Below are 20,988 nucleotides of genomic sequence, written 5' to 3'. Positions count from 1 at the left end.
CATTATGAACCTGTTATTGGCATCATACTTAAAAACAAAAATTAAATTATGAAAAAATTCATTTTATCAGCAGCAGTAATAGCGGTAGCAGGATTAGCTACAGTTAAAGCAAACAACCTAAATACAAACATGCACACTGTTGCAATTGTTAGCCAGGCCGACAGCGTACAAAAAGCGCCAATAAAATTAGAAGCTCTTCCTGATCCGATAAAAACGGTTCTGCAAACAGACGTGTTTAAAACCTGGGTACCATCAACTGCCTTCGCAGTAACAGCGGGTACTACTCAATATTACGAGGTTGATGTTAAAAAAGGAACAGAAACAAAGGCTTTAAAGTTCGATAAGGACGGAAAAATGCTCCAATAAACGCGCAATCATATTGTTTTATCAATCAAAAGGCTGGATTTACTCCGGCCTTTTGTATTTTTGCCATACATCCACACAAAATACCTATGGCGAAAATACTAATCGTAGAGGACGATCTTACGTTCTCTCAATTATTGCAGGGGTTTTTGCAGAAGCATCACCATGAAATTTTTACAGCACAAAATATAAAGGCCGGTCTCAAACTTATCACGCAACATACCTTCGACCTGTTATTACTTGATTACCGGCTGCCGGACGGCATAGGCCTTGACGTGCTTATCCAAACCCGCGAAACCGGCTCAACGGTGCCGGTTATCATCATGACCAGTTTTAACGATGTACGTACAGCGGTAAAAGCCATCCAGTCGGGCGCGTTTGATTATATCACCAAGCCGGTTAACCCGGATGAGTTGCTGATGATAATGAGCGAGGCGCTCGGAGTGAAAAAGGAACCTGCTGCCGATAAAACAGGAGAGCAGCCGGATTTTGTAAAGGGAAACAGTCACCATTCAGATAAATTACACGAACACATAGATGTAGTTTCGCCTACCGATATGTCAATCCTGATCCAGGGCGAGAGCGGAACAGGGAAGGAATATGTGGCCCGGATGATCCACCGGCAAAGCAAACGGGCATCCAAGCCGTTTGTGGCTATTGACTGTGGCGCTTTGTCAAAGGAGTTGGCTGCCAGTGAGCTGTTCGGCCATATCAAGGGTGCATTTACCGGCGCTATAGCCGACAAAAAAGGCATGTTTGAATATGCCGATGGTGGCACTTTATTTTTGGATGAAGTGGGCAACCTGAGCTACGATGTGCAGGTAAAATTACTGCGTGCCCTACAGGAAAAAGTGATCCAGCCGCTTGGCAGCAATAAAACAATCCCGGTTAATGTGCGGGTAATCACTGCAACCAATGATGATTTGGTGAACAGTGTAAGCGAGGGCGATTTCAGGCAGGACCTTTATCACCGTATTAATGAATTTAAGATCCAGCTATCACCGTTGCGCGTTCGCGGGCATGATATCGATATTTTCATCAAACATTTCATCCGACTGTCAAATGCGGAACTTGATCGCCATGTTACCGACATTGCGCCCGATGCGAAAGGCATCTTGCATAAATATGATTGGCCGGGAAACCTGCGTGAGCTAAAAAATGTAATCAAACGTATGGTTTTATTGAGCCCGGGCGAGATTGCCGGAGCGGATACATTACCTGATGAGATGCTGTTCGCAGTATCGAACAATATTCCTCAAAACCGCGAATCTGATCTTAAGGCACAAAACGAGGTTCACGAAAAACAGCTGATCCAAAAAACGCTGATCCAGGTTAAATACAACAAATCGAAGGCGGCCAAACTGCTCAATATCGACAGGAAAACGTTGTACAGCAAAATTGAACGGTACGGGTTGGATAGTTAAGGAAGTATTGTTTTTTTGACGATAGCGTTCTCTGTGCATTCTCTGCGACCTCCGTGTTTAATTTTTACCGCAAAGTGCACAGAGGAGTTCGCAGAGTAACAGAGGAACAACACAAAGGCTATACCGTTTCAATAAAAGTATAATCCCTCGTTGCAATAGCCAAATCGCTTAGCTTTTTGGCAAGGCTTAAAATGGTCTTGATTTTCTTTGACGATAGTTCCCTATCCACATTCAGTTCCATTTCAATTAACCGGAAGCTTTCTGCCAGTTCACGTGCACCGGCTTGCGCTGTACGCCCGGCAATGCGATGGGTGAGCAAGAGTATCTTTTCGATATTTTGGCGCTCGATAGCAGTCTTCAACTCCTGCGCATCATTGATGCTGTCGGCTGCGAAACGGGCGAGGATCTTAGCGGTTTGTTCCGGGTCGCCAAAGGTCATTTTTTCAATTGCTTTGATATTGATCTGCGGCACATCACTATAATCTGCCGGTTCGCCTTTTACTAAAGCTACCAGTTCGCTTTCCCTGAATGGCTTCATCAGCAAACCGTTAAAGCCCTGCTGCAAAACAGATTCGCGCTCACCAGGTAGTGCCTGCGCTGTAAGTGCGTAGATTTTCACATCGGCCGGAATCTGTTTGCGTAACAATTGACAAAGCTCTATCCCGCTCATATCTGGCATCCGGATGTCAAGCAGCAGGTATTTTACATCGTCGTCCCATGCTGTGTTCAGCATTTCGTGGGGCGAGGTAAAACAACGATAGGCAACTTTATTATGATCAAAGATGCGTGAACACAGTTCCAGAATAAATGTATCGTCATCAATTATCCAAACTTTTCCGCCAGCTTGTTGATTTGTTGATGCCTTGTTATTTACATTATTACTAACCGGCTGTTCTGCCTTTTCAAATTCAAGATCAAATATAAAGCTGCTGCCCTTCCCTGGCTTGCTTTTTACCTTAATGGTGCCACCCTGGCTTTCTATAAGCTCTTTGGTTATAGGTAAGCCCAGCCCGGTGCCGGCCTGATTTTGCTTTTCGTCGCCCGCTTGTTCAAACTCATTAAAGATCCGTTCAATATCAGCAGGCGTTAGGCCCAGGCCTGTATCAGTTACATCAAAATGGTAAGTTATTTTATTATCAATCTGTTTTCCTTTAACCGATAAAATAACTCCTCCGTGTTGGGTAAACTTAATGGCATTACCCAACAGGTTAAACAGGATCTGTTTCAGCCTGAACGGGTCGCCGGTTACATAGGCAGATACAGTGTCGTCGTAATCAGTTTTTAGGGTAATCTCCTTTTTGTCGGCCTGTAGGGTCATCACCGCGATTGCGTCATCCAGTAACTCTTGCAGCTCAAATTCCTGGCTGGCAAAGCTAAATTTCCCGGAGATGATCCGGTTATAGTCAAGCACCTCGTTCACTATCTGCATTAAATGCCCCGACGAACGATAGATTGCCTCAATGTCCTTTTTCTGCGGATGTTCCTGCTGCTTTATCATTTCGGCATAGCCAATGATGGACTGCAAGGGCGTGCGGATCTCGTGGCTCATGTTCGAAAGGAATCGATGCTTGGCCAGTGCGTGGTATTCTGCCTCGTCCTTAGCCAGCTCCAATTCCTTACGGTATTTGTTTATCCGCGAAATATCCCTCAAAATGAAATAAACCAACAAAATAGTGAGGCACACAAAAGCCAGCATGATCAGGCTAATGCGCTTGATACTGCCATGCACCATGTTTTTAGCTGCCAAACTGTTTTGGGCGGTTTGCGCAACAACTTCGGCTTCCACCTTTTTCAATATGGCCATTATCTGGCGGATGATGTTTGAGCTTGATCGTGTAAGCACCGCTTCCCGGTTTACAAATAAAGCGCTTTTACGCTGTTGAATAGCTTCCAGGTCCTTCATGGTTTTGCCCAGCCCCTTCAACAGGCTGTCCTGTATGGCCATCGCCAACGTGTCATGCTGCACATGAAACTCTTCGTTAACAATCTGGTAGGGTTTGTTTAACGAATCAACCCGCTTTGTTTTCTTCTTGCCAAAAAGTTTATTAAAAAATCCGCGATTATCGCTCTTTGTTTTCGCTGTATCGGCGGGATAAACGGTGGTTGTAGATGTCTTTTTTTCCGTAGTTGTTACGGTGCTGTCGGCTTGTTTGGCGCTTTCATCTACAATATTATTTAAGTTTTCTACCTGTGCCGAGAATGATTTATTATTGATCAGGCCTTCTCTTACCCTCAGATAGTTTACAAAAAGGCGGTCCCTGTCCTGTAATAATTTTTTAAGCGTGCTCAGCCTCACCACCTGTACTGATGCCGGCGGATACAAAGATTTCAGCGTATCTATTTTGGAATTGAGCTTTTTGGTTTCATCAAAAAAACCGGAATAACTGACGGCGCTATTTAGTAAACGCGCCCGCTGCACCTGGTCTATCCTTGCTAACCCGTTTGAAAGCTCATTAACCAGTCGCAGTTTTTCGTTTGGCGCAGATACGTTTTCAAAAGCATCCAGCATTGCCGTAAAAGCATCCTTGCTGGTGCTCCACGCCAAAAATAAAGCAAAGCAAGCCAGGGTGGCTGCAATGATTATTTTCCCTTTTACCGATGTAATGAACCTGGGTTTATGCATCTAAAATTTAAAACTCCCTATCCATTAACGCAAAAACGAGAAAGATGTGTTTTTTTAGATGAAATAGGGGAGATTAGGTTAATTAACCCAAGCAAATTGCCTCACCCAAATTCACAAAAAGCCATGCGAGTGATAGTACCTGCTAACATGTGAGATGCAATTTAAAAATCATGTCATTGCGAGGAGGAACGACGAAGCAACCTCGTAGCTATGCATGTTCGCCGTACAGGTTTTAAACTTGTCTCTTCGCTCTGTAAAGCTACGAGGTTGCCGCGCTGTCGCTACCCATGACAAATTTATAGAGGTTTATTCTCCCCCGCCGGCTTTTGCCAAAAATAATCCGGGTTATTTGACGCATACACTGTTTGTCCGTAAGCGGTTTTTTTAGGTAAACCATGGATAACGCTGAATCCGCCGGGATACAGATCAACATACTCCATATTGGCTTTGCCGGCTTTGTATGTTTCCAGGTCCCATTCACTTTTAGCGGAACATTTTAACCAATAGAGGTTTTTAGACATGTACCTGCCCAGATAATCCTCTTTGGTTTGTTTTACCTTATTGTTCCAGTTGGCATCATCATTTAACACAAGGGGTTTGTCGTTTATCAGACGCTCACGCACTTCCTCAATATTCAGCAGGTTGCCCTTTTCATCGCTTACATAAGCATTAAATGTAGGGTCCATCCAAACCCATTTGTTTAGGGTTTTTGACCACACCACGGTTATTACATGGCAATCAAAATCTGCAGTATCCTTCGGCATGCAGGTTACCATTCGTGCTTTAAATCCCTCGGCCTGGTAAGCATCCTTTAAAATGGTAGCCATCATGCGGCAATTAACGCCACGGTCATCTTTTTTACAAACAGAAATTAAATCGATTGCGTTTTTTGATGGCGGATTATTTGCACTACCGTCATGCCTTACCACATTGTGCGCCCAATAAAGCAGGTTTTTGATCTTGTTAATTTCATCGCCATTTCCGCTGATAGAATCAAGGTTAAACAGTTTCCTGAAATTTGCCAGTTCCGGTGCATCGGCAGATTGGTAAGTGAACACCGGCAGGTCAGGCGTTATTGCACGATTGTAACTGCCGGCTTTTTTAAGCACATAGTTATAATCACCTTTTTCGCGGATCAGGGCTAAAGCAGTTTTATATTCGGGATCGTCATGCAGGCTGACCAGGTCGCTGTCGTTTGCCATATTGGCATAATCGGTAAAACCAGTAGCGGCGGCTTTTTTGATATAATCGACAGCCCTTGTTTTTTGCCCGGCGAGGGCTGTGTAGCAAGCCTGGTTGTAATACATTACCGGTAAATAGCCGGGGTTGTTTTTCTTAAAATCAGCAGATAATTTGTCATAACGGCTAAACCATTCATCGCCTATCGTTATGGCTTGTTTGTATTCCTTTTTGGTATAATCCACGTGCATATTATTCATTACGGTTGTGGTGTAGGCGCCGAAATCGTCGGCCTCTTTATTTGATTGTGCATCAGTTACCAAGGCGAATACGCAAATAGCGCAGGTTAACAGTAGTTTTTTCATTTGTGATATTTTTTATTAGATGAAATATTAGGGCAAAAGGTTGCCACGGCGGCATAATTTCCTTTATCCCGGTTAATTTGTTTTTGAAATTTGATGATGTTAATTTAGCGTAGGGGCGTAAAGCTTACGCCCTCGCTTGCAAATTCCTCTATCACGCTGTAAAGGGCGTAAGCTTTACGCCCCTACGGATTCCTGTATTTATTATCAACCCGTCTCCAGCGCCTTTTTTACTGTGTCTTTTTTATTGCGCGATACTGGTACTTCCGATCCGTTAAGCAATAGCAAAAAATCGCCATATTCCTTTTTCCAGCTTTTAACAAATTTTTTATTTACCAGGTGCGATTGATGACAGCGGATAAAGCCATAATCCTTCAGGATCTCCTCGAATTCGTAGATCGGTTTGCAAACCAATAATTCTTCATCGCCCTGCAAAAAGAAAGATGTATAGTTATTTGACGATTCGCAGCGAATGATCTCACTCGTTTTTACAAATCTTGTTTCTTTGAGCGTAGTAAGCGCTATCCTTTGTTCTTCCTTATTTTGCTGACTTTTTAACAAGTGAATCAGGTTTTCCAATTGCTGGTTCTGCACCTTCAACCGGCATTTTTTAATTGCCCTGTCCACCGCCGATTGCAGTTCATTTATATCTATCGGTTTTAATAAATAATCAATAGCGGCAAAGCGCATGGCCTGGATGGCATAGTTATCAAACGCCGTTACAAAAATCACCTCGAAATCGTAACTGCTTAGTCCACGCAACAGATCGAACCCGGTTTTATTGGGCATTTGGATATCCAGGAAAACAATGTCGGGCTGGTGTTTCAGGATGATGGACGCGCCTTCGTCAGCACTTAAGGCGGTAGCCACAACAGTTACCTGCGGGCAATATGCCTTCAGCAATTCCTGCAGGTTATCCAGGTTATGCTTTTCGTCGTCAATTAAAACTGCCTTGATACTCATAAAAACCAGTTATTAAAGGTAAGCGTTATTTGGGCTCCCGAGGGTTTGTTGTTTGATACTTCAAACGTTATCTGCTGACCTTTGGTAAACTCATTCAGCAGTTTTATTCTGTCGTACGTAAGCTTTAAGCCGAAGCCATTGTCGTTTGCATTTGCTAAAAAACCGTTGCCATTGTCTGATATGATAACCAGCATGTTGTTTTGCTGCCGTGTAAAAGCAACTGTAACAATACCTTTATCCTGCAAAGCAGATACACCATGTTTAACCGCGTTCTCAACCAAAGGCTGCAATAGTAACGCAGGGATTTCTGTTTCATAGGTGTTAATACCTTTATCAATGTTTATATCATATTTAAACCCGAATCGCAATTGCTCCAGCTTTAAATAGGTATCAAGCGTTACCACCTCTTTATCCAATGATGTTTGATCCTTATTGTTGTTGTTTAGCGACTCGCGCATCAGCCTTGCAAAATCCGACAGGTAGCTGTTAGCCCCCTTTATATCCTGCTTGTTGATCAATCCCTGGATGGAGCTGAGCGCATTGAAGATGAAATGCGGGTTAAGCTGGGCATAGATACTTTTGAGTTCCAGTTGGAGCTTTGTCTTTTTAGCAAGTTCCTGTTCTGCCTTTTGTTTTTGCCTAATGTTTACAATTACTGAAATAATGGCACCCAAAAAAGCACAAATCAAAATGCCCGCGACAATTTTAAACCACGTTGACTGGTACCATGGCGTTGTTACTTCAAACGTAAAATTGGTAACGTTTTGCCTTTGTGCCGTGTATCTTATTTTTAACTGGTAATCACCCGGTGCAAGCTCTTTAAGCCACACGAAATTGTTGTCAAAATCATTGAACTTCCAGGGTATGGATAATTCGCCGTTTCTCAAAAGTTCATACTCCAGCTGATCCCGGTTATAAATATCCTCCGACAAATAAAATATCAAGTTGTTATCAGTTGGTTTAAGTATAAGCTTGTTGTGTACATAGGTTAGAGTTGAGGGTTCATCCTTTGCCCAGGAGTGCTGCAGCTTTTTCAAAAAAGCATTCAGGTGGTTTGTGGTGTAAATATTCCTGATAACCGGTTTAATGGGCGTCCATGCTACAACGGCAGTTGTTACTATTTTTTTCAGATCTTTTAAACGCACATCAACAACGATGGTGCTGCCAACTTCTGTGCGATAACCGCCGAGGTATGCTATTGGTGGGATGCTAAAAGGCTTTACTTTAGTTGCGTCTGTAAATTTTGTGATGCTGCCCCACGGCACAATTACTTCCTTATAATCTTTTAACACCCTGTATTCATAATCATTCGCATTGCTTTTGAATACGCCGTGCAAAACAAAATGGGCCTTTGAAGTATCAAAAGTGGTAATGGCCACAGAATTTTCGGGTCGGCGGTTATTTGTAAATGAGGTGTCTTTTCCCAACCTACGCCCCAGGCCATTATTGTCCTGATGCTCCCAAAAAGAATTATTTTCTTCTTTAACCATAATGACTATCCCGAAGTTATAGGGTTGGTCGAACGTACCGTTTGGAAAGCTTTGCGAATATTTGGGCCAGTCAATTTGTGCCGATGCATGTTTTACTATCGCGATGGTTAGTATTAAAAGAAGCAATGACCTTTTCATATCTGTTTATTATAATTCAAAGATCAAAGGTTTTCGGACGATATTTTTCGGCACTGTGAATCTGGTAGGGTAGGATGTGAATTGGGAGATCCAGCAGAAAGTAGTTAACAAGCTTATAACCTTAGTCAGAAATATTCTCCCAGCCCAATACCTTATAATTGCTTCGTTCCTGGTTTTCAACTCCTCCGTAAATAAGCGTTTTATTTACCTTTTCCGGCGCTGCTATTTCGGCAAAGCGGTCAAGCTCTTTAAATAAGGCCGATGTAATTGTTTGTGTGGCCTTCACTTCAAAAATATCAAATCCATTGTGTTTTTTTATCAGGAGGTCAACTTCATGACCACTGCTATCCTGCCAAAAATAATAGTCCTGATGAAGGTAGCGGTGATGATTTTTCTTTTGATATTCGGCCAGAATCATATTTTCAAAAATGTTGCCTTTTAACCGATTCTCGTTTAATTCTTCAGCAGTTCTGATTCCAAGCAGATGATTTAACAAACCGGTGTCGTAAAAATATATTTTAGGACTTTTAACCAGTCGCTTATTAAAGTTTTGATGATAAGGTTGAAGCAGGAAAATAATGTAGCTGCTTTCTAAAATCGACAACCATGCTTTGGCAGTGGGCTGAGATATATCACACTCATTAGCAATAGCACTTACATTTAGCAGTTGTCCTGCCCTTCCGGCACATAAACCTAAAAATGTGCGAAACAATTTCAAGTCTTTAATATTCAGAAGTTCCGTCACATCTTTTTCGATATATGTTTGAATATAGTTGGCGTAAAATATAACCGGGTCAATATCCCTGTCGAAAATTGCGGGGTAAAACCCTTTTACTGCGGCCGATGTATAAGTATTTTCTAAAAGATCATTTGCTTTTAATTCGCTGAAATCCAGCGGCAACAATTTAAAAAGCGCAACCCTGCCGGCCAGTGTTTGTGTAATGCTGGTTAGTAAATGAAAGTTTTGCGAACCGGATAAAATGAACTGCCCCATGTGCCCCGATTCATCAACTCGTGTTTGAATATAGGAAAACAAGGATGGTACGCGCTGTACTTCGTCAAAAATAACCTTCTCATTATATTGATTTAGAAAGCCGACCGGATCATCGGTAGCAAAGGAACGCGTGTCCGGATTTTCCAGGGAAATATAACGGTAGTCAGAAAATAATTCTTTCAGTAAAGTAGTCTTACCCGACTGCCGAGGCCCGGTAACTGCAAGCACGGGAAATTTGGATTGCTGAGCCTTAATAATTTCAGTAATCTGCCTTTTAATGTATCCGCTCATATAATCAAATATAATACTTATTTTGAATTTACATGGCTTTCATTTTTAAATTACATGACTTATATTTTGAATTTACATGAAAAATACGCATAACTACTTGATAATCAATAGTGGCTTATTTCAACAAAAAAGGCATCTGCAAAAATGCAGATGCCTTAGATTTCTTTTGAAACGGTACGGTTATAACGTAGCCATATCTATCACAAAACGATAACGTACCTCGCCTTTTTCCATACGCTCGTATGATGGAGTGATGTCTTTTATGTCTATGATCTCTATATCCGAAACAATATTGTGTTCTGCACAGAAATCAAGCATTTCCTGGGTTTCGGCTAGTCCGCCAATCCCTGAACCGGCTAAACTTTTACGACCGGCTAATAAGCTGAATGCAGCAATTTCTGCCGGTTTAGGCGGAACGCCAACGCAGATATGCGTACCGTTTGTACGTAGTAAAGACAGGTACATATTAAAGTCATGTTCGGCAGAAACGGTATCCAAAATAAAATCGAATGTTCCTGTTGCTGCTTTTACCTGTTCAGGGTCAGTAGTTACCACAAAGTGGTGGGCGCCTAATTTTTTCGCGTCTTCCTCTTTTTTAGGTGAAGTACTTAGTACAGTTACTTCAGCGCCAAAAGCAACGCCAAATTTAACCGCCATGTGGCCAAGGCCGCCAAGGCCGAGTACGGCCAATTTATGTCCCTTGCCAACTTTCCAGTGCCTTAATGGCGAGTAGGTGGTAATACCGGCACATAACAACGGTGCGGTTGCAGCAAGATCCAGTTTATCAGAAATGTGAAGTACAAAATCTTCGTTTACTACAATGGTATTTGAGTAACCGCCATAGGTTGGTGTTTTGTGGTCCTGCTCTAAACCGTTATAAGTTTGCGAGCTGCCATTTAAACAATATTGCTCAAGATCCTGTTTGCAGTTTTCGCATACGCGGCATGAATCAACCAGGCAGCCTGTTCCGGCAATATCGCCTACTTTAAATTTCTTAACGTGATCGCCCACTTTAACTACGCGGCCAACAATTTCGTGGCCCGGCACCATAGGGAAAATTCCCGGGAACCAGTCGTTTTTTATCTGGTGCAGATCGGAGTGGCAAACGCCACAAAATAAAATATCAAATTGCACATCGTGCGGGCCCACGTCACGACGCTCAAAAGTCCATGGGGCTAATGGTGTGTGTTCGTTTTGGGCAGCATAAGCTTTTGTTTCAATCATGGTTGGCTTGTTTTTATTGTAAGGTAAATTTATCGGGTATTTGGAGATACCGGGCACAAATATACATGTGCACCTTTAAAAAGGTATTGCCACCGCTAACATTTAATGTATTGCTAATGTCAGATTTTAGCTGCAAAAAAAGCCTTATCAGTTGCCTTCCGTATGCTTTTTAAAATTATTCATTATGGCCTGCCAGCCGGTCAGCTGCTGTTCAATGGAATGTGTGCCTTCTGCTTCAAATGTTTCAACCACTTTGGTTCCGCCATCCTCGCTGCTGAACGTGATCTTTACTTTCCGCCCATCGGCTATTTCGTATTCAATAACACTATGTTTCTTAACATCGGTGTAAACGCCTTCAAAATCAAAGCTGAAGCTGCCGTCTTTTGCGGCCATTGTAGTTTTGAATTTGCCACCGGTTCGTAAATCGTTTTCAGCATGTGGTGCATGCCAATCATCTGATGCGAATGCCCATTGGGCAATATGTTCAGGTTCCGTCCAAAATTTCCACACCTTTTCAATGGGTGCCTTAACCATAGTTTCTACGGTTATTGTTTTGTTTGTTGCAGTTTCCATTAGTTCGGTTTTATAATTTATGATAAAGGTAGCATAACATTTTGGGCAAAAAAAAGCTCCCGGGAAATTAAACCGGGAGCTTCCTTAAAAATATTTTTTGTTGATTTTTAAATAGCCGCAAAGATAAGCTGTGCCGGTTTCCCTAACACTGGGATCGGTTTTTCCTGCCCGTTGCTCGCGCCAATTAAACCGTAGATCCAAAGGAAAACGAATGTTAGGTTTACAAAAATGACCAAGTTACCTAATGAGTACATACCATTTAGCACACCGCATTTATCTAAAATTATAAGTACACCATATCTTGTGGCGATATATGTTAAATACAATAAAAGTGTTTGACGTAAGTGAAAGCTGCTTAAGCTTGTTTTTTCGGTTTTGTGGTAACCGAAGTAAGAGATCGCCCAACCTAAAACAAAAAAATAGCTGCACAAGCCCGCTATTTTACCCTCATCCTGAACCCCGAAAATATCATTCCCCCTCATAATTTTCTCCGTACCGCCTTTGGTTATAAGCCTTTAATAATTAGTTAGTTATTTTGCCGGTAATCATTACGATCCGGCAATTATTACCTTGTACGAAATATTTAGGCTTTTTGTTTGCCGGGTTTTGAAGAAAAGGGGAGAAATTTTAACCACAATTTCGGATGTTTACAGAGCACCGGAGCAAGACAACGCTAACGGGAAGTGGTGGTTGATATTTGAAGGACTTAATCGGGCACGAGTTTTTAAACAGAAGGAGCCCGGGATATCCCAGGCTCCTTCTGTGCATTTATCAGCATGCCGGTAAAATTAATTCTGTTTTTCAGTCAAAACAGTTACTGGTCCAAGCAATCCGCTGACTCTCAACTTTGAATCCTTCGGCGGTCCGCTTATCGTCCATGTTTTTCGTTTTTCTTCTGGCTGTGCGGCATCATAAGCCAACCTGTTAAACCAGGTACTGGTAACTTCCACCTGTATGGTGTTTTTGCCCGGTGTAATTCCTTTGGTAATATCCACCTGGTAAGGGTTTGCCCAAACCGTGCCCATATCCTTACCATTTACAGTAACTTTTGCTATCATGGCAACTTTACCCAAATTAAGGATAAAGCTATTGGCGGCTCCCGGGTTGCCGGCATCAAATGTGGTTGTATAAGTTGCAGTGCCTGAAAATGCTTTGCCTTCATTCGTGATGTCAAGGTCCTTCCAAGCTTTTAGTTCATCAACCTTAACCGACTGCGGTGCGCCCCAACCATCGGGAAAGGCAAGCGTCCAGTTACTATTAAGCGGTGTGGTGGAGATTACTTTAGTAATTACGGGATCCGACGTTTTTTCATTGTGATGAAAAACCACAAAACATGAGCCTGCCTGGGGCAAATCAATTTCCACCGATGAACGGCCGTCTTTTTCTTTACTCATCACCGGTTTAACAGCGCCTGTAATGGCATCCCATAATTCGACGCTGCCATTTGTCCTGAAGTTCAGAGTGCCTTTAAATGCCTTGCCTTTCGGCGCGGTCACGAAATACCAATCGGCACCCTGTACTTTCCTGTGTAACCAAAGGGCGGTATCGCCGCTCACATCGGGTGTTATTTTTAAATCATTTAATGCTGCCTGTAATGATAAACCAGCAATGATCTTGCCTTTTCCAATCACGTGAATGCCTGCCGATCGGCTATTTCCCCAGATATTTTTTACTGCCGCGTTAAAACGGACCTGCGCGGTATTGCCCCCGCTTAAAGTTCCTATTTCTTTCGGTGCATCCCCAATAACAACAGCTCCTTCATTTATCAATTTGCTGATCTTTTCAAGTGTTTTGGGCAACATGTGCGTGGTTTTTGGCAACCATAACACTTTATAAGTAATCCCTTCCGGGGTAGTAAGCAGACCATTTTTAACGCTGAGCCTGTTAAGCAAAACGTCAGGATTACAATAATCGTATTTAAAACCTGTGGGGAAGGGCGCATTTTGATCCGGTTTATGGTCGATCTCATCACCCAGGTACCATAACACGTCAGATACCGGTTTACCGCGCTCAAGCAGGTAGCTGCATCGTGCAAAATAAGCGTTGAGGGAAGGCATGTGCCTCCACCATGTTTCGCCCCTGAGGAAAGGGGTTCCGATAAATGCGCCGAATGACGTTCCGGGAGGCAGGAAATTAGTTTGCGGGTTATGCGTATAGGTATGATATACCAGGTGCGTTACACCTTCTATCATATTGATGTTCGCAATCTCCTTAAGCATTTCCCATTGCTCGTCCCATGAAAGGCTAATATTGGTAAATGATTCCGCAGCGACCCGGTTTTTACCATAAAGCCGGGAAGCAGAGGCACAGGGTTTTATGGGTTTAAAATTCAGTGAGCCAACAAATCCATCTGTCATTGGCTGCCAGAATTCACACATTGGTACATCGGCAAATTTATAATACTCCATAATATCCGCAGGGAACACATCACCTGCGGCGGTTTCATAGGTAACCGCCAGGTTGTTTTGCTTAGCCAGGGCCGACATCCGCCCGAAAAAATTATTGGTATACAAACCGTTGATAACAGATTTCCAGTCGTGCAAAAACCGGAACGTTGTTTCCTGGTCCTTTAAAACATAACCCATCAATGCGGGCATCCATTTCCTGAGCTGATAACCCGCCCCTTGTTGAAAATCGGCTTCCATATTACTTGTCCAGGTTTGTGAACCGCACTCCCAGCTATCCATGGTCATACTGGTAAGCAAACCGTTTTTTAACGGCCCGTCACTCCCTGAAAGGCGACCAATATACCCGGCGAAATGAGCGTTTGCCCCGTTTTGCGAGAGTTTGTCACATTCCCACCCTGTCCCTTCAGGCGGAGCGGGGCCATTTTTCTTGCCCGCGTTTACATGCCCTATACGCAGGATGGTCCAATCACCGGGAGGCGCGTTCCATTCCAGCACGCCCGCTGCGTTTACAAAGGCGGTGAGATCCCGTATTTGCGCAGGATCGATATAAGCTTTCTTATCCTGGTCATATTTTCCATCGCTTTTACCTACGCTTCTTAATACCCAGGCCGCTTCAGTTTCCCAGTTGTTTTGGCGCGCCGCAGAAAAAAAGCGACAAAATGCAACGTTGATATCATGTTTATTAATAAATGAAACTCTGAATTTTTTGGCCCGGATGTCCTTTGAACAGGCTAACGTAAGGGGTACATCATCCTGCCAGTTGCTTTGCGGCAGGTCTGTGTTGATGATTTCTTCTAACCGGCCGTCAGGAAGAATAGCGTCAACCTTTACCTTAACTGCCGGCTCGTATGCCCATGTGGTATTTAAACTATTTATACTTGGCAGTTGAACCGTCCTGATCACCGTTGCGTCAGCAAATGTAATTTCAAACCAGTTCGGTTTACCGGCGGTTGCCGCTTTAACGGATACCGACTTTTTAGTTTTCCCCGTTAACAAGCCCTCCCATAAAGTATTTTCACTTTTAACCGAGACACCTTTCAGCGTATCCCCGTTATCGCCCAGGGGCCGTGGGAATGCCAGTACGGCAATACTGTTATAATCGCGCCATGGCTCGCTGCTTGGCTGCGGCATTGCCAACGGCATCTTTATTTTGCCCTTGCCGCCGCGTATATCTGTACGCGACCAAACCAACTGGCGCATCGCTTGCGAAGGCTTGATCCAGGGGCCGCCGGCCATAGCCCAGCCGGGGCAATTTTCCATGGAAAACTTTAATCCTAAACGCTGGCATTCAAGCGCTGTATGTTTAACGGCATCTTCCCATAGCGGGCTCAGGCAGGTAATAGGCGTATCCACACCGGGCCACCTCCCGCCAAATTGCCCGTGAAAAAGCGTTATGCCCGAGGTGCCCGCACCTGCAATAGCTTCCAGATCGGCAGTGATGCCTTTTTTTGAAACATTGCCGCCAATAAAATGGAACCAGCTTTCCGGGTAATAAACCTTTTCAGGAGCCATAAAGGCCGTTTTATCCCGGCTTCCGAAAACCTGGTTGAGGCTTTTTCCCGATGGAGTTACGGGGGCCACCTGGGCCACCAATACACCACTGTTTATTAATATCAAAAATAAAATAGCAGCCGGGTAACAAAAGGTGGGTATTTTTAATGACATCTTTTTAGGTAATAAAATATTTATTGTAACCCACCAGCGGAAATCAAATGATGCCGACTGATGGGTAAAATTAAGACAGATTAATCTAATATCCTGTAGTTTGACTTAAACTACCGCCACTCGACCGGATTTCCTGGGTTGCAATGGGTAAGTAATATAGTTTATCATTCCAAACGCGTGTAAGCAGGTTGACCCGGTTATAAGTAAAAGTGCCGCCGTTATTGGTAATGATCACTCCCTGAACTGGTTTGGTATCTGTTGTAGGCGCAATTTTTAGCCTGCGGGTATCATAATACCTGTGGCCTTCAAATGCTAATTCCACCTGTCGTTCATGAACCATCCTGTTAAATAACGCGGTCCCGGTTTCAGTTATGGCCGGCATGCCTGCGCGGGCCCTAATTTTGTTCACATACAGCCTTGCATTATTTTCATTTCCTAAGTTAAATTGGGCCTCTGCATAAATGAGGTAAATCTCTGCCAAACGAAAGTGGATCCAGGGATTTGTATAAGGAGTTGTTGCCGAAACAGGTAAACTTTGGTCTATAAACTTATACAATCCATATCCGGTAGGTGTAGCATCTTGTCCGATAAAATCAGTTCCCCCTTTGTACGGCTCATAAGTCCTGCTTTTAAAAGGTGCGCCGTTATACAAAATTGAGGCATAAAAGCGGGGATCACGGTTAGCGTAAGGATTATTTGGATTATAAGTATTTGCCGGGTCGGGGTTTACAACTCCGTCGATTACCGGGATTACTCCGTTCGTCATTTCATAAGCATCAACCAGGGTCTGTGTTGGCGTGCGGGTAGAGTATCCGCCATCGCCTTGAGGCCCGCTGTAAAAACCAATATTTTGGTAAGTTGCTGTCGAAAAATATTTGGCAAAAATGATCTCGTTATTGGCTCCGGCTCCGCCGATAAATAAACCGTGAAAATCTGTAGCCAGGGAATAGCGATTTGTATTAATTAAATCTAAAGCCGCATCTGAAGCATCCTGCCATCTTTTTTGATCGTTGGATGGATTATTTAGGGGGCTTGCATAATACAGCAACACCCGTGCCTTTAATGCCCTTGCTGCATCGGCTGAAGCTCTCCCAAGATTGGAACCGGTTTGCTGCCCTGGTAATCCGGCGATAGCTGCGTTTAAATCACTTAAAATATAAGCTATACATTCGTCGTAAGTATTGCGCTTTACACCGGTAAGAGTTTCGCTTATTGTGTAGGCTTTATCAATTATAGGCACGCCGCCATAATTCCATATCAGTTTGGCATACACAAAGGCCCGCAGAAACTTGACTTCTGCAATCATTTTTGCTTTTGTAGCCGCATCGGTGGGCACTGCATCAATTTTTTGAAAAAAGATGTTAAAATTCCTGATCGCAGCATAACCATTGTTCCAATAGTAAAAATAAGTGGATAAGGAGTTAACGTTATCCGGTGTAAGCGCAGCATTCGCTATTGTGGTTGGGTACGGTGTCGGCGCATTCGTATTATAGGCTTCATCACCGTAGTTTTGAATGTTGTCGCTACTGTTAAAGCCAAAACCATCCTGGAGATAATTGTATTGCGCATTGATAAATAATTGCGGTAATGTAGCGTCCGTCCATACACTTGATTCGGAGATCCTGTCGGTCGGCGTAATATCTAATATGTTTTTTTTGCACGACCCTAACAGCAAAAGGCTAAGCATCAATGCTATATATTTAAATTTCATGTTTACTATTATAATGTAAAGTTTATACCTAGGTTAATTACTCTCAGCTGATCCATTCCCCAACCCCAGTTAGTTTGTTCAGGATCAAGGTTGATGTCCTTAAAATTATCGTGAATAAAAAATAAATTGGTTCCATTAAGGAAAACCTTTGCCCCCTTCACTCCGATTTTATTTAGCGATTTGCTATCGAAAGTGTAGCTAAATTCAGCCGTTTTTAATTTTAAGAACGCCATGCTGGCATAGCGCCAGGTTGTGTTTGTTGTTCCATTGGTAAAGTTTTGGCCCGGAGCCGGATTAGTGCCGTTTGGATTAGATGGCGACCAGGCATTTTTTGCCATTGCGGAAGGGAAGTCACCCCAACCAACGGGATCGAATGGTAACACGCTGTATTTTTCGCCATAAGCCTGGCCTTGCCCCTGGAATCCAAGATTTAACTCAAAATTCTTGTAACCAAACGTAAAGTTTGTGCCATACACAATATTAGGTGTCGGGCCATATTTTTGTCTTACTTGATCCAGGCTATTGACAACGCCGTCATGATTGGTATCCACATATATCAAGTCGCCGGGCACAACACCTGCCAAATGCGGCGTGCTGTTTATTTGGTCCTGGCTTTTATAAATGCCGTTGGTTTCATATAACACAACAGTCCCTAATGAAGCGCCGGTAGCACGTTGGTAAGATGGTGTACCTGGTGTTTCATCCTGGAACAGTACAGTATTTTTGGCATAAGTGAAATTTCCCTCAATGGTATAAGTAAAACCGCCAACGTGACCGCTTGTTGACAGATCAAGCTCTATACCCTGGTTTTTTATCCTGCCGATGTTTTCGAAAGGCAGGGTCAAGCCGGTGTAAGCCGGTACAGAGGCATTCCTGGGTGCAAGTATGTTACTGCGATTGGTTCTGAATACATCAATAGTTGCCGTCAAAGCGCCGTTAAAAAATCTGCTATCTATACCTATGTCGGTTGTTTTAGCTACCTCCCAGGTAATATTCGGATTCGGTGCATTGGCCTGCACCAAACCCTGGTTTGTAGTGCTGTTAAAAGGATAATTACTTCCATATTGATAAGATGTTAAATATTGGTAAGCGCCTACATTATCGTTGCCTAATTCGCCCCACGATGCCCTGAGCTTCAAATTATCTATCCATTTAACATCTTTTAAAAAGCTTTCTTTGGAGGCTATCCAGTTACCTGAAACGCCCGGGAAAAAGCCATACCGCTTGCCGGGTGCAAAATTATCGGAACCATCATACCTGAATTGAAACTGTACATTGTATTTATCATTATAAGTATACAATGCACGGCCAAACAAATTTTCGCGACCGGTCCTGGATGACCTTCCATTGTTTGACTGGTTAGCGGTATTTGAATCCCCGGCAAAGATCTCCTGTATAGTACCACTGGCATAATTATTACGGCCGGCGCTTATGAAGGTGCTTGAAGTGGTATTTTGTTCATAGCCAATAAATGCATCTATCGCATGCACGCTGGCAAACGTATGAGTATATCCAAGCTTTATATTAGATGTAACAGAGTTGCCGGCGGGGAAGGTTGCCAATAAATTGGGCGACGCAGTATTTGAATTCTGCATCTTATTATATTGACCGGTTGCCGGATCTAGTATGTAATAATAAGTCACACCCTTCCAGGTTTTGTTGTAATTATTATCATAATCGTAAGCAAAGTTGCCGGATACTACCAATCCATCAACACCGGGGATTTTGTATTCCACAGAAGCCGTGCTGGTAAAATTGCCTGCATTTTGCTGATAGAAACCGTAGTTGGGGTTACTTGCCATCAATACAGCATTATTCCCGGTACGGCCCGGCCCGATCAGCCCATTAGGGTAAATGCCGTTTAGCACGGGTAATCCTAAAAAGACGTGGGCCCAATCCATCAGGCTTGAAACATTGTTCCTAACCCTGCCTGACAAATTAAGAGATACCTTCAGGTCCTTACTGATCTGTGCATCGATGTTTGATATAAAATGGTATTGCTTATCGTAAGTAAAACCATTTACAAAAGGAGTCCCGTCGTGAAGATATCCGGCACCAAAGTAATATTTTACACCCTCAGTGCCCCCGGTAGCATCAACATCTGCACGCTCCTGGTGTTGCCAATTCGCTAATGTCAGTTTCTGCCAGCTGGTATTTGGATGATTTAAGGGATCACTGCCATTTTGATAGAGTGCAAGATCATTAGCAGAGTAGGTATCCGGAAGTCCTCTAAGTTCGTTTTCAAGATTAACCATCGATGCATAAAGTGAGGCATTGGCAGACTCGGGGATTCGCTGCGGCTGCATCCATGCCTGGTTGTAAGTTGCATTGATTGCTGCTTTTCCTAATTTACCGTGCTTAGTGGTAATCAAAATAACGCCGTTAGCCGCCCGCGACCCGTAAATTGCTGCGGAAGCATCCTTTAATACGGTAATGGATTCTACATCTGCCGGAGGGATATAATTCATTGCTCCGTAATCGCGCACTATTCCATCTATTACAATTAACGGAGATGCACTCCCGCTCGTACTTATACCACGGATGTAAACCGACACCCCGTCATTTCCCGGTTCGCCGCCCCGGTCATTAATTACAACACCGGGAATCCGGCCTGCTAATCCAGCGCCTAAATTTGGCGACGGGCTTAATGCAACTTCCTTTGCTACAACCGTTGTTATTGCGCCGGATACTTTTGCTTTTGATTGTGTTCCGTATCCTACCACAACCACTTCATTTAATTTATTGTTGCCCGGTTTAAGCTGAACGTTTATGGTTGAGTTGCCATTAACTTTAATTTCCTGGGTTTCGTAGCTCACAAAGCTAAAAACCAGTGTTCCGTTGGGGTCAGGAATTGTGATGGAATAGTTTCCGGACACATCACTAGGAACAGCCAGCGCCGATCCTTTTAACTTTACGGTAACGCCCGGAAGCGGGATACCTTTTTCGTCGGTAACCTGTCCGCTTACTTTTAATGCCTGAACTATCACTGCTGTATTTGCGGCATCGTTGCTTTTAAGGGCGATGGTTTGCTGTATAATAGTATAACTTACAGGTAATCCACCAAGACATTTGTCAAGCACGCTGGTTATAGTGGCATTATCTGCATCGATGCTTACCGATTTGGTTTTAAGAATTTCAAGCTTGCTATCGTATATAAAATGATAGGCAGTTTGCTTTTCAATTTTCAGCAGGATTTTTTCAACGGGAACATTGTTCTCGTGAATCGATATAGTTTGCGCATAGCTATCGGCGTGCGCCTGCGACAATGCAATAAATAGGAGAACGGCAATTAGCTTCATAGCCAAAAATATTTTGGACATGCCGGGCCATATAGCCACCGGCTTTAATTTAAATTTCATACTTTCGTTAAGTTTGGGTTAAACGCTTAAGTTCAATTCGTCAGTTCTGATTGATTGGGACCCAGATAACAGCCGGTTAGTGGGTGAAACACTTGCCGGCATTTTTATGTGCGCTATCCTTGCGGCGTAATATAAATTACCCTTTCGTATAGCTTTACATCATGGATCCCTGCTTTTTTAGGAGTTTCGAGGTATCTTTTTTTTCATGCTAAATTTTAATA

Annotated in this window: 13 protein-coding genes; 2 read left to right on the top strand and 11 right to left on the bottom strand. The window is 43.2% G+C overall.

From position 1 onward, the window contains the following. The first annotated feature begins 48 nt into the window (after positions 1 to 48). Both KXD93_RS17310 and KXD93_RS17305 read left to right on the top strand, forming a co-directional pair. Complete coding sequence (locus KXD93_RS17310; protein WP_258138555.1) at positions 49 to 366, top strand: hypothetical protein; 318 nt, start codon at positions 49 to 51, stop codon at positions 364 to 366. Positions 367 to 452: 86 nt separating this feature from the next. Then, entirely contained in the window at positions 453 to 1,787 is a 1,335-nt protein-coding gene (locus tag KXD93_RS17305) for a sigma-54-dependent transcriptional regulator (RefSeq protein ID WP_258138554.1), read from the top strand. A 118-nt stretch (positions 1,788 to 1,905) separates the two neighbouring features. Here KXD93_RS17305 and KXD93_RS17300 read toward each other — a convergent pair whose 3' ends face one another. The 11 genes from KXD93_RS17300 to KXD93_RS17250 form a co-directional block, all read right to left on the bottom strand. Then, complete coding sequence (locus KXD93_RS17300; protein WP_258138552.1) at positions 1,906 to 4,410, bottom strand: ATP-binding protein; 2,505 nt, start codon at positions 4,408 to 4,410, stop codon at positions 1,906 to 1,908. 296 nt (positions 4,411 to 4,706) lie between these two features. Beyond that, on the bottom strand, positions 4,707 to 5,954 hold the full coding sequence (locus tag KXD93_RS17295; RefSeq protein ID WP_258138551.1) for a TPR end-of-group domain-containing protein: 1,248 nt from the start codon (positions 5,952 to 5,954) through the stop codon (positions 4,707 to 4,709). 204 nt (positions 5,955 to 6,158) lie between these two features. Continuing rightward, a complete protein-coding gene (locus tag KXD93_RS17290) occupies positions 6,159 to 6,914 on the bottom strand; it encodes a LytR/AlgR family response regulator transcription factor (protein ID WP_258138549.1) in 756 nt (251 codons plus the stop codon). Beyond that, positions 6,911 to 8,542, bottom strand: a complete 1,632-nt coding sequence (locus tag KXD93_RS17285; protein ID WP_258138548.1) for a sensor histidine kinase — start codon at positions 8,540 to 8,542, stop codon at positions 6,911 to 6,913. The genes KXD93_RS17290 and KXD93_RS17285 overlap by 4 nt, the downstream gene beginning before the upstream one ends. Before the next feature lie 121 nt (positions 8,543 to 8,663). Continuing rightward, positions 8,664 to 9,827, bottom strand: a complete 1,164-nt coding sequence (locus KXD93_RS17280; RefSeq protein ID WP_258138547.1) for an ATP-binding protein — start codon at positions 9,825 to 9,827, stop codon at positions 8,664 to 8,666. A 180-nt stretch (positions 9,828 to 10,007) separates the two neighbouring features. Beyond that, positions 10,008 to 11,051, bottom strand: coding sequence for an NAD(P)-dependent alcohol dehydrogenase (locus KXD93_RS17275; RefSeq protein ID WP_258138546.1), 1,044 nt, complete (start codon positions 11,049 to 11,051; stop codon positions 10,008 to 10,010). Between the two features lie 147 nt (positions 11,052 to 11,198). Further along, positions 11,199 to 11,624, bottom strand: a complete 426-nt coding sequence (locus KXD93_RS17270; protein ID WP_258138545.1) for an SRPBCC family protein — start codon at positions 11,622 to 11,624, stop codon at positions 11,199 to 11,201. A gap of 107 nt (positions 11,625 to 11,731) precedes the next feature. Next, the gene (locus KXD93_RS17265) at positions 11,732 to 12,106 is read right to left on the bottom strand and encodes a hypothetical protein (protein WP_258138544.1); all 375 of its coding nucleotides are present in this window, start codon (positions 12,104 to 12,106) and stop codon (positions 11,732 to 11,734) included. Positions 12,107 to 12,412: 306 nt separating this feature from the next. Continuing rightward, entirely contained in the window at positions 12,413 to 15,697 is a 3,285-nt protein-coding gene (locus KXD93_RS17260) for a glycosyl hydrolase (RefSeq protein WP_258138543.1), read from the bottom strand. Between the two features lie 85 nt (positions 15,698 to 15,782). After that, positions 15,783 to 17,408 carry a RagB/SusD family nutrient uptake outer membrane protein gene (locus KXD93_RS17255; RefSeq protein WP_258138542.1) on the bottom strand — a complete coding sequence of 542 codons (1,626 nt, stop codon included), beginning with the start codon at positions 17,406 to 17,408 and terminating at the stop codon, positions 15,783 to 15,785. An 8-nt stretch (positions 17,409 to 17,416) separates the two neighbouring features. After that, entirely contained in the window at positions 17,417 to 20,767 is a 3,351-nt protein-coding gene (locus KXD93_RS17250) for a SusC/RagA family TonB-linked outer membrane protein (RefSeq protein ID WP_258138541.1), read from the bottom strand. Positions 20,768 to 20,988: the final 221 nt, after the last annotated feature.

It is taken from the genome of Mucilaginibacter phenanthrenivorans, from assembly GCF_024721155.1.
GTDB classification, from domain to species: Bacteria; Bacteroidota; Bacteroidia; order Sphingobacteriales; family Sphingobacteriaceae; genus Mucilaginibacter; species Mucilaginibacter phenanthrenivorans.
This window is presented reverse-complemented; position numbering and strand designations above follow the sequence as displayed.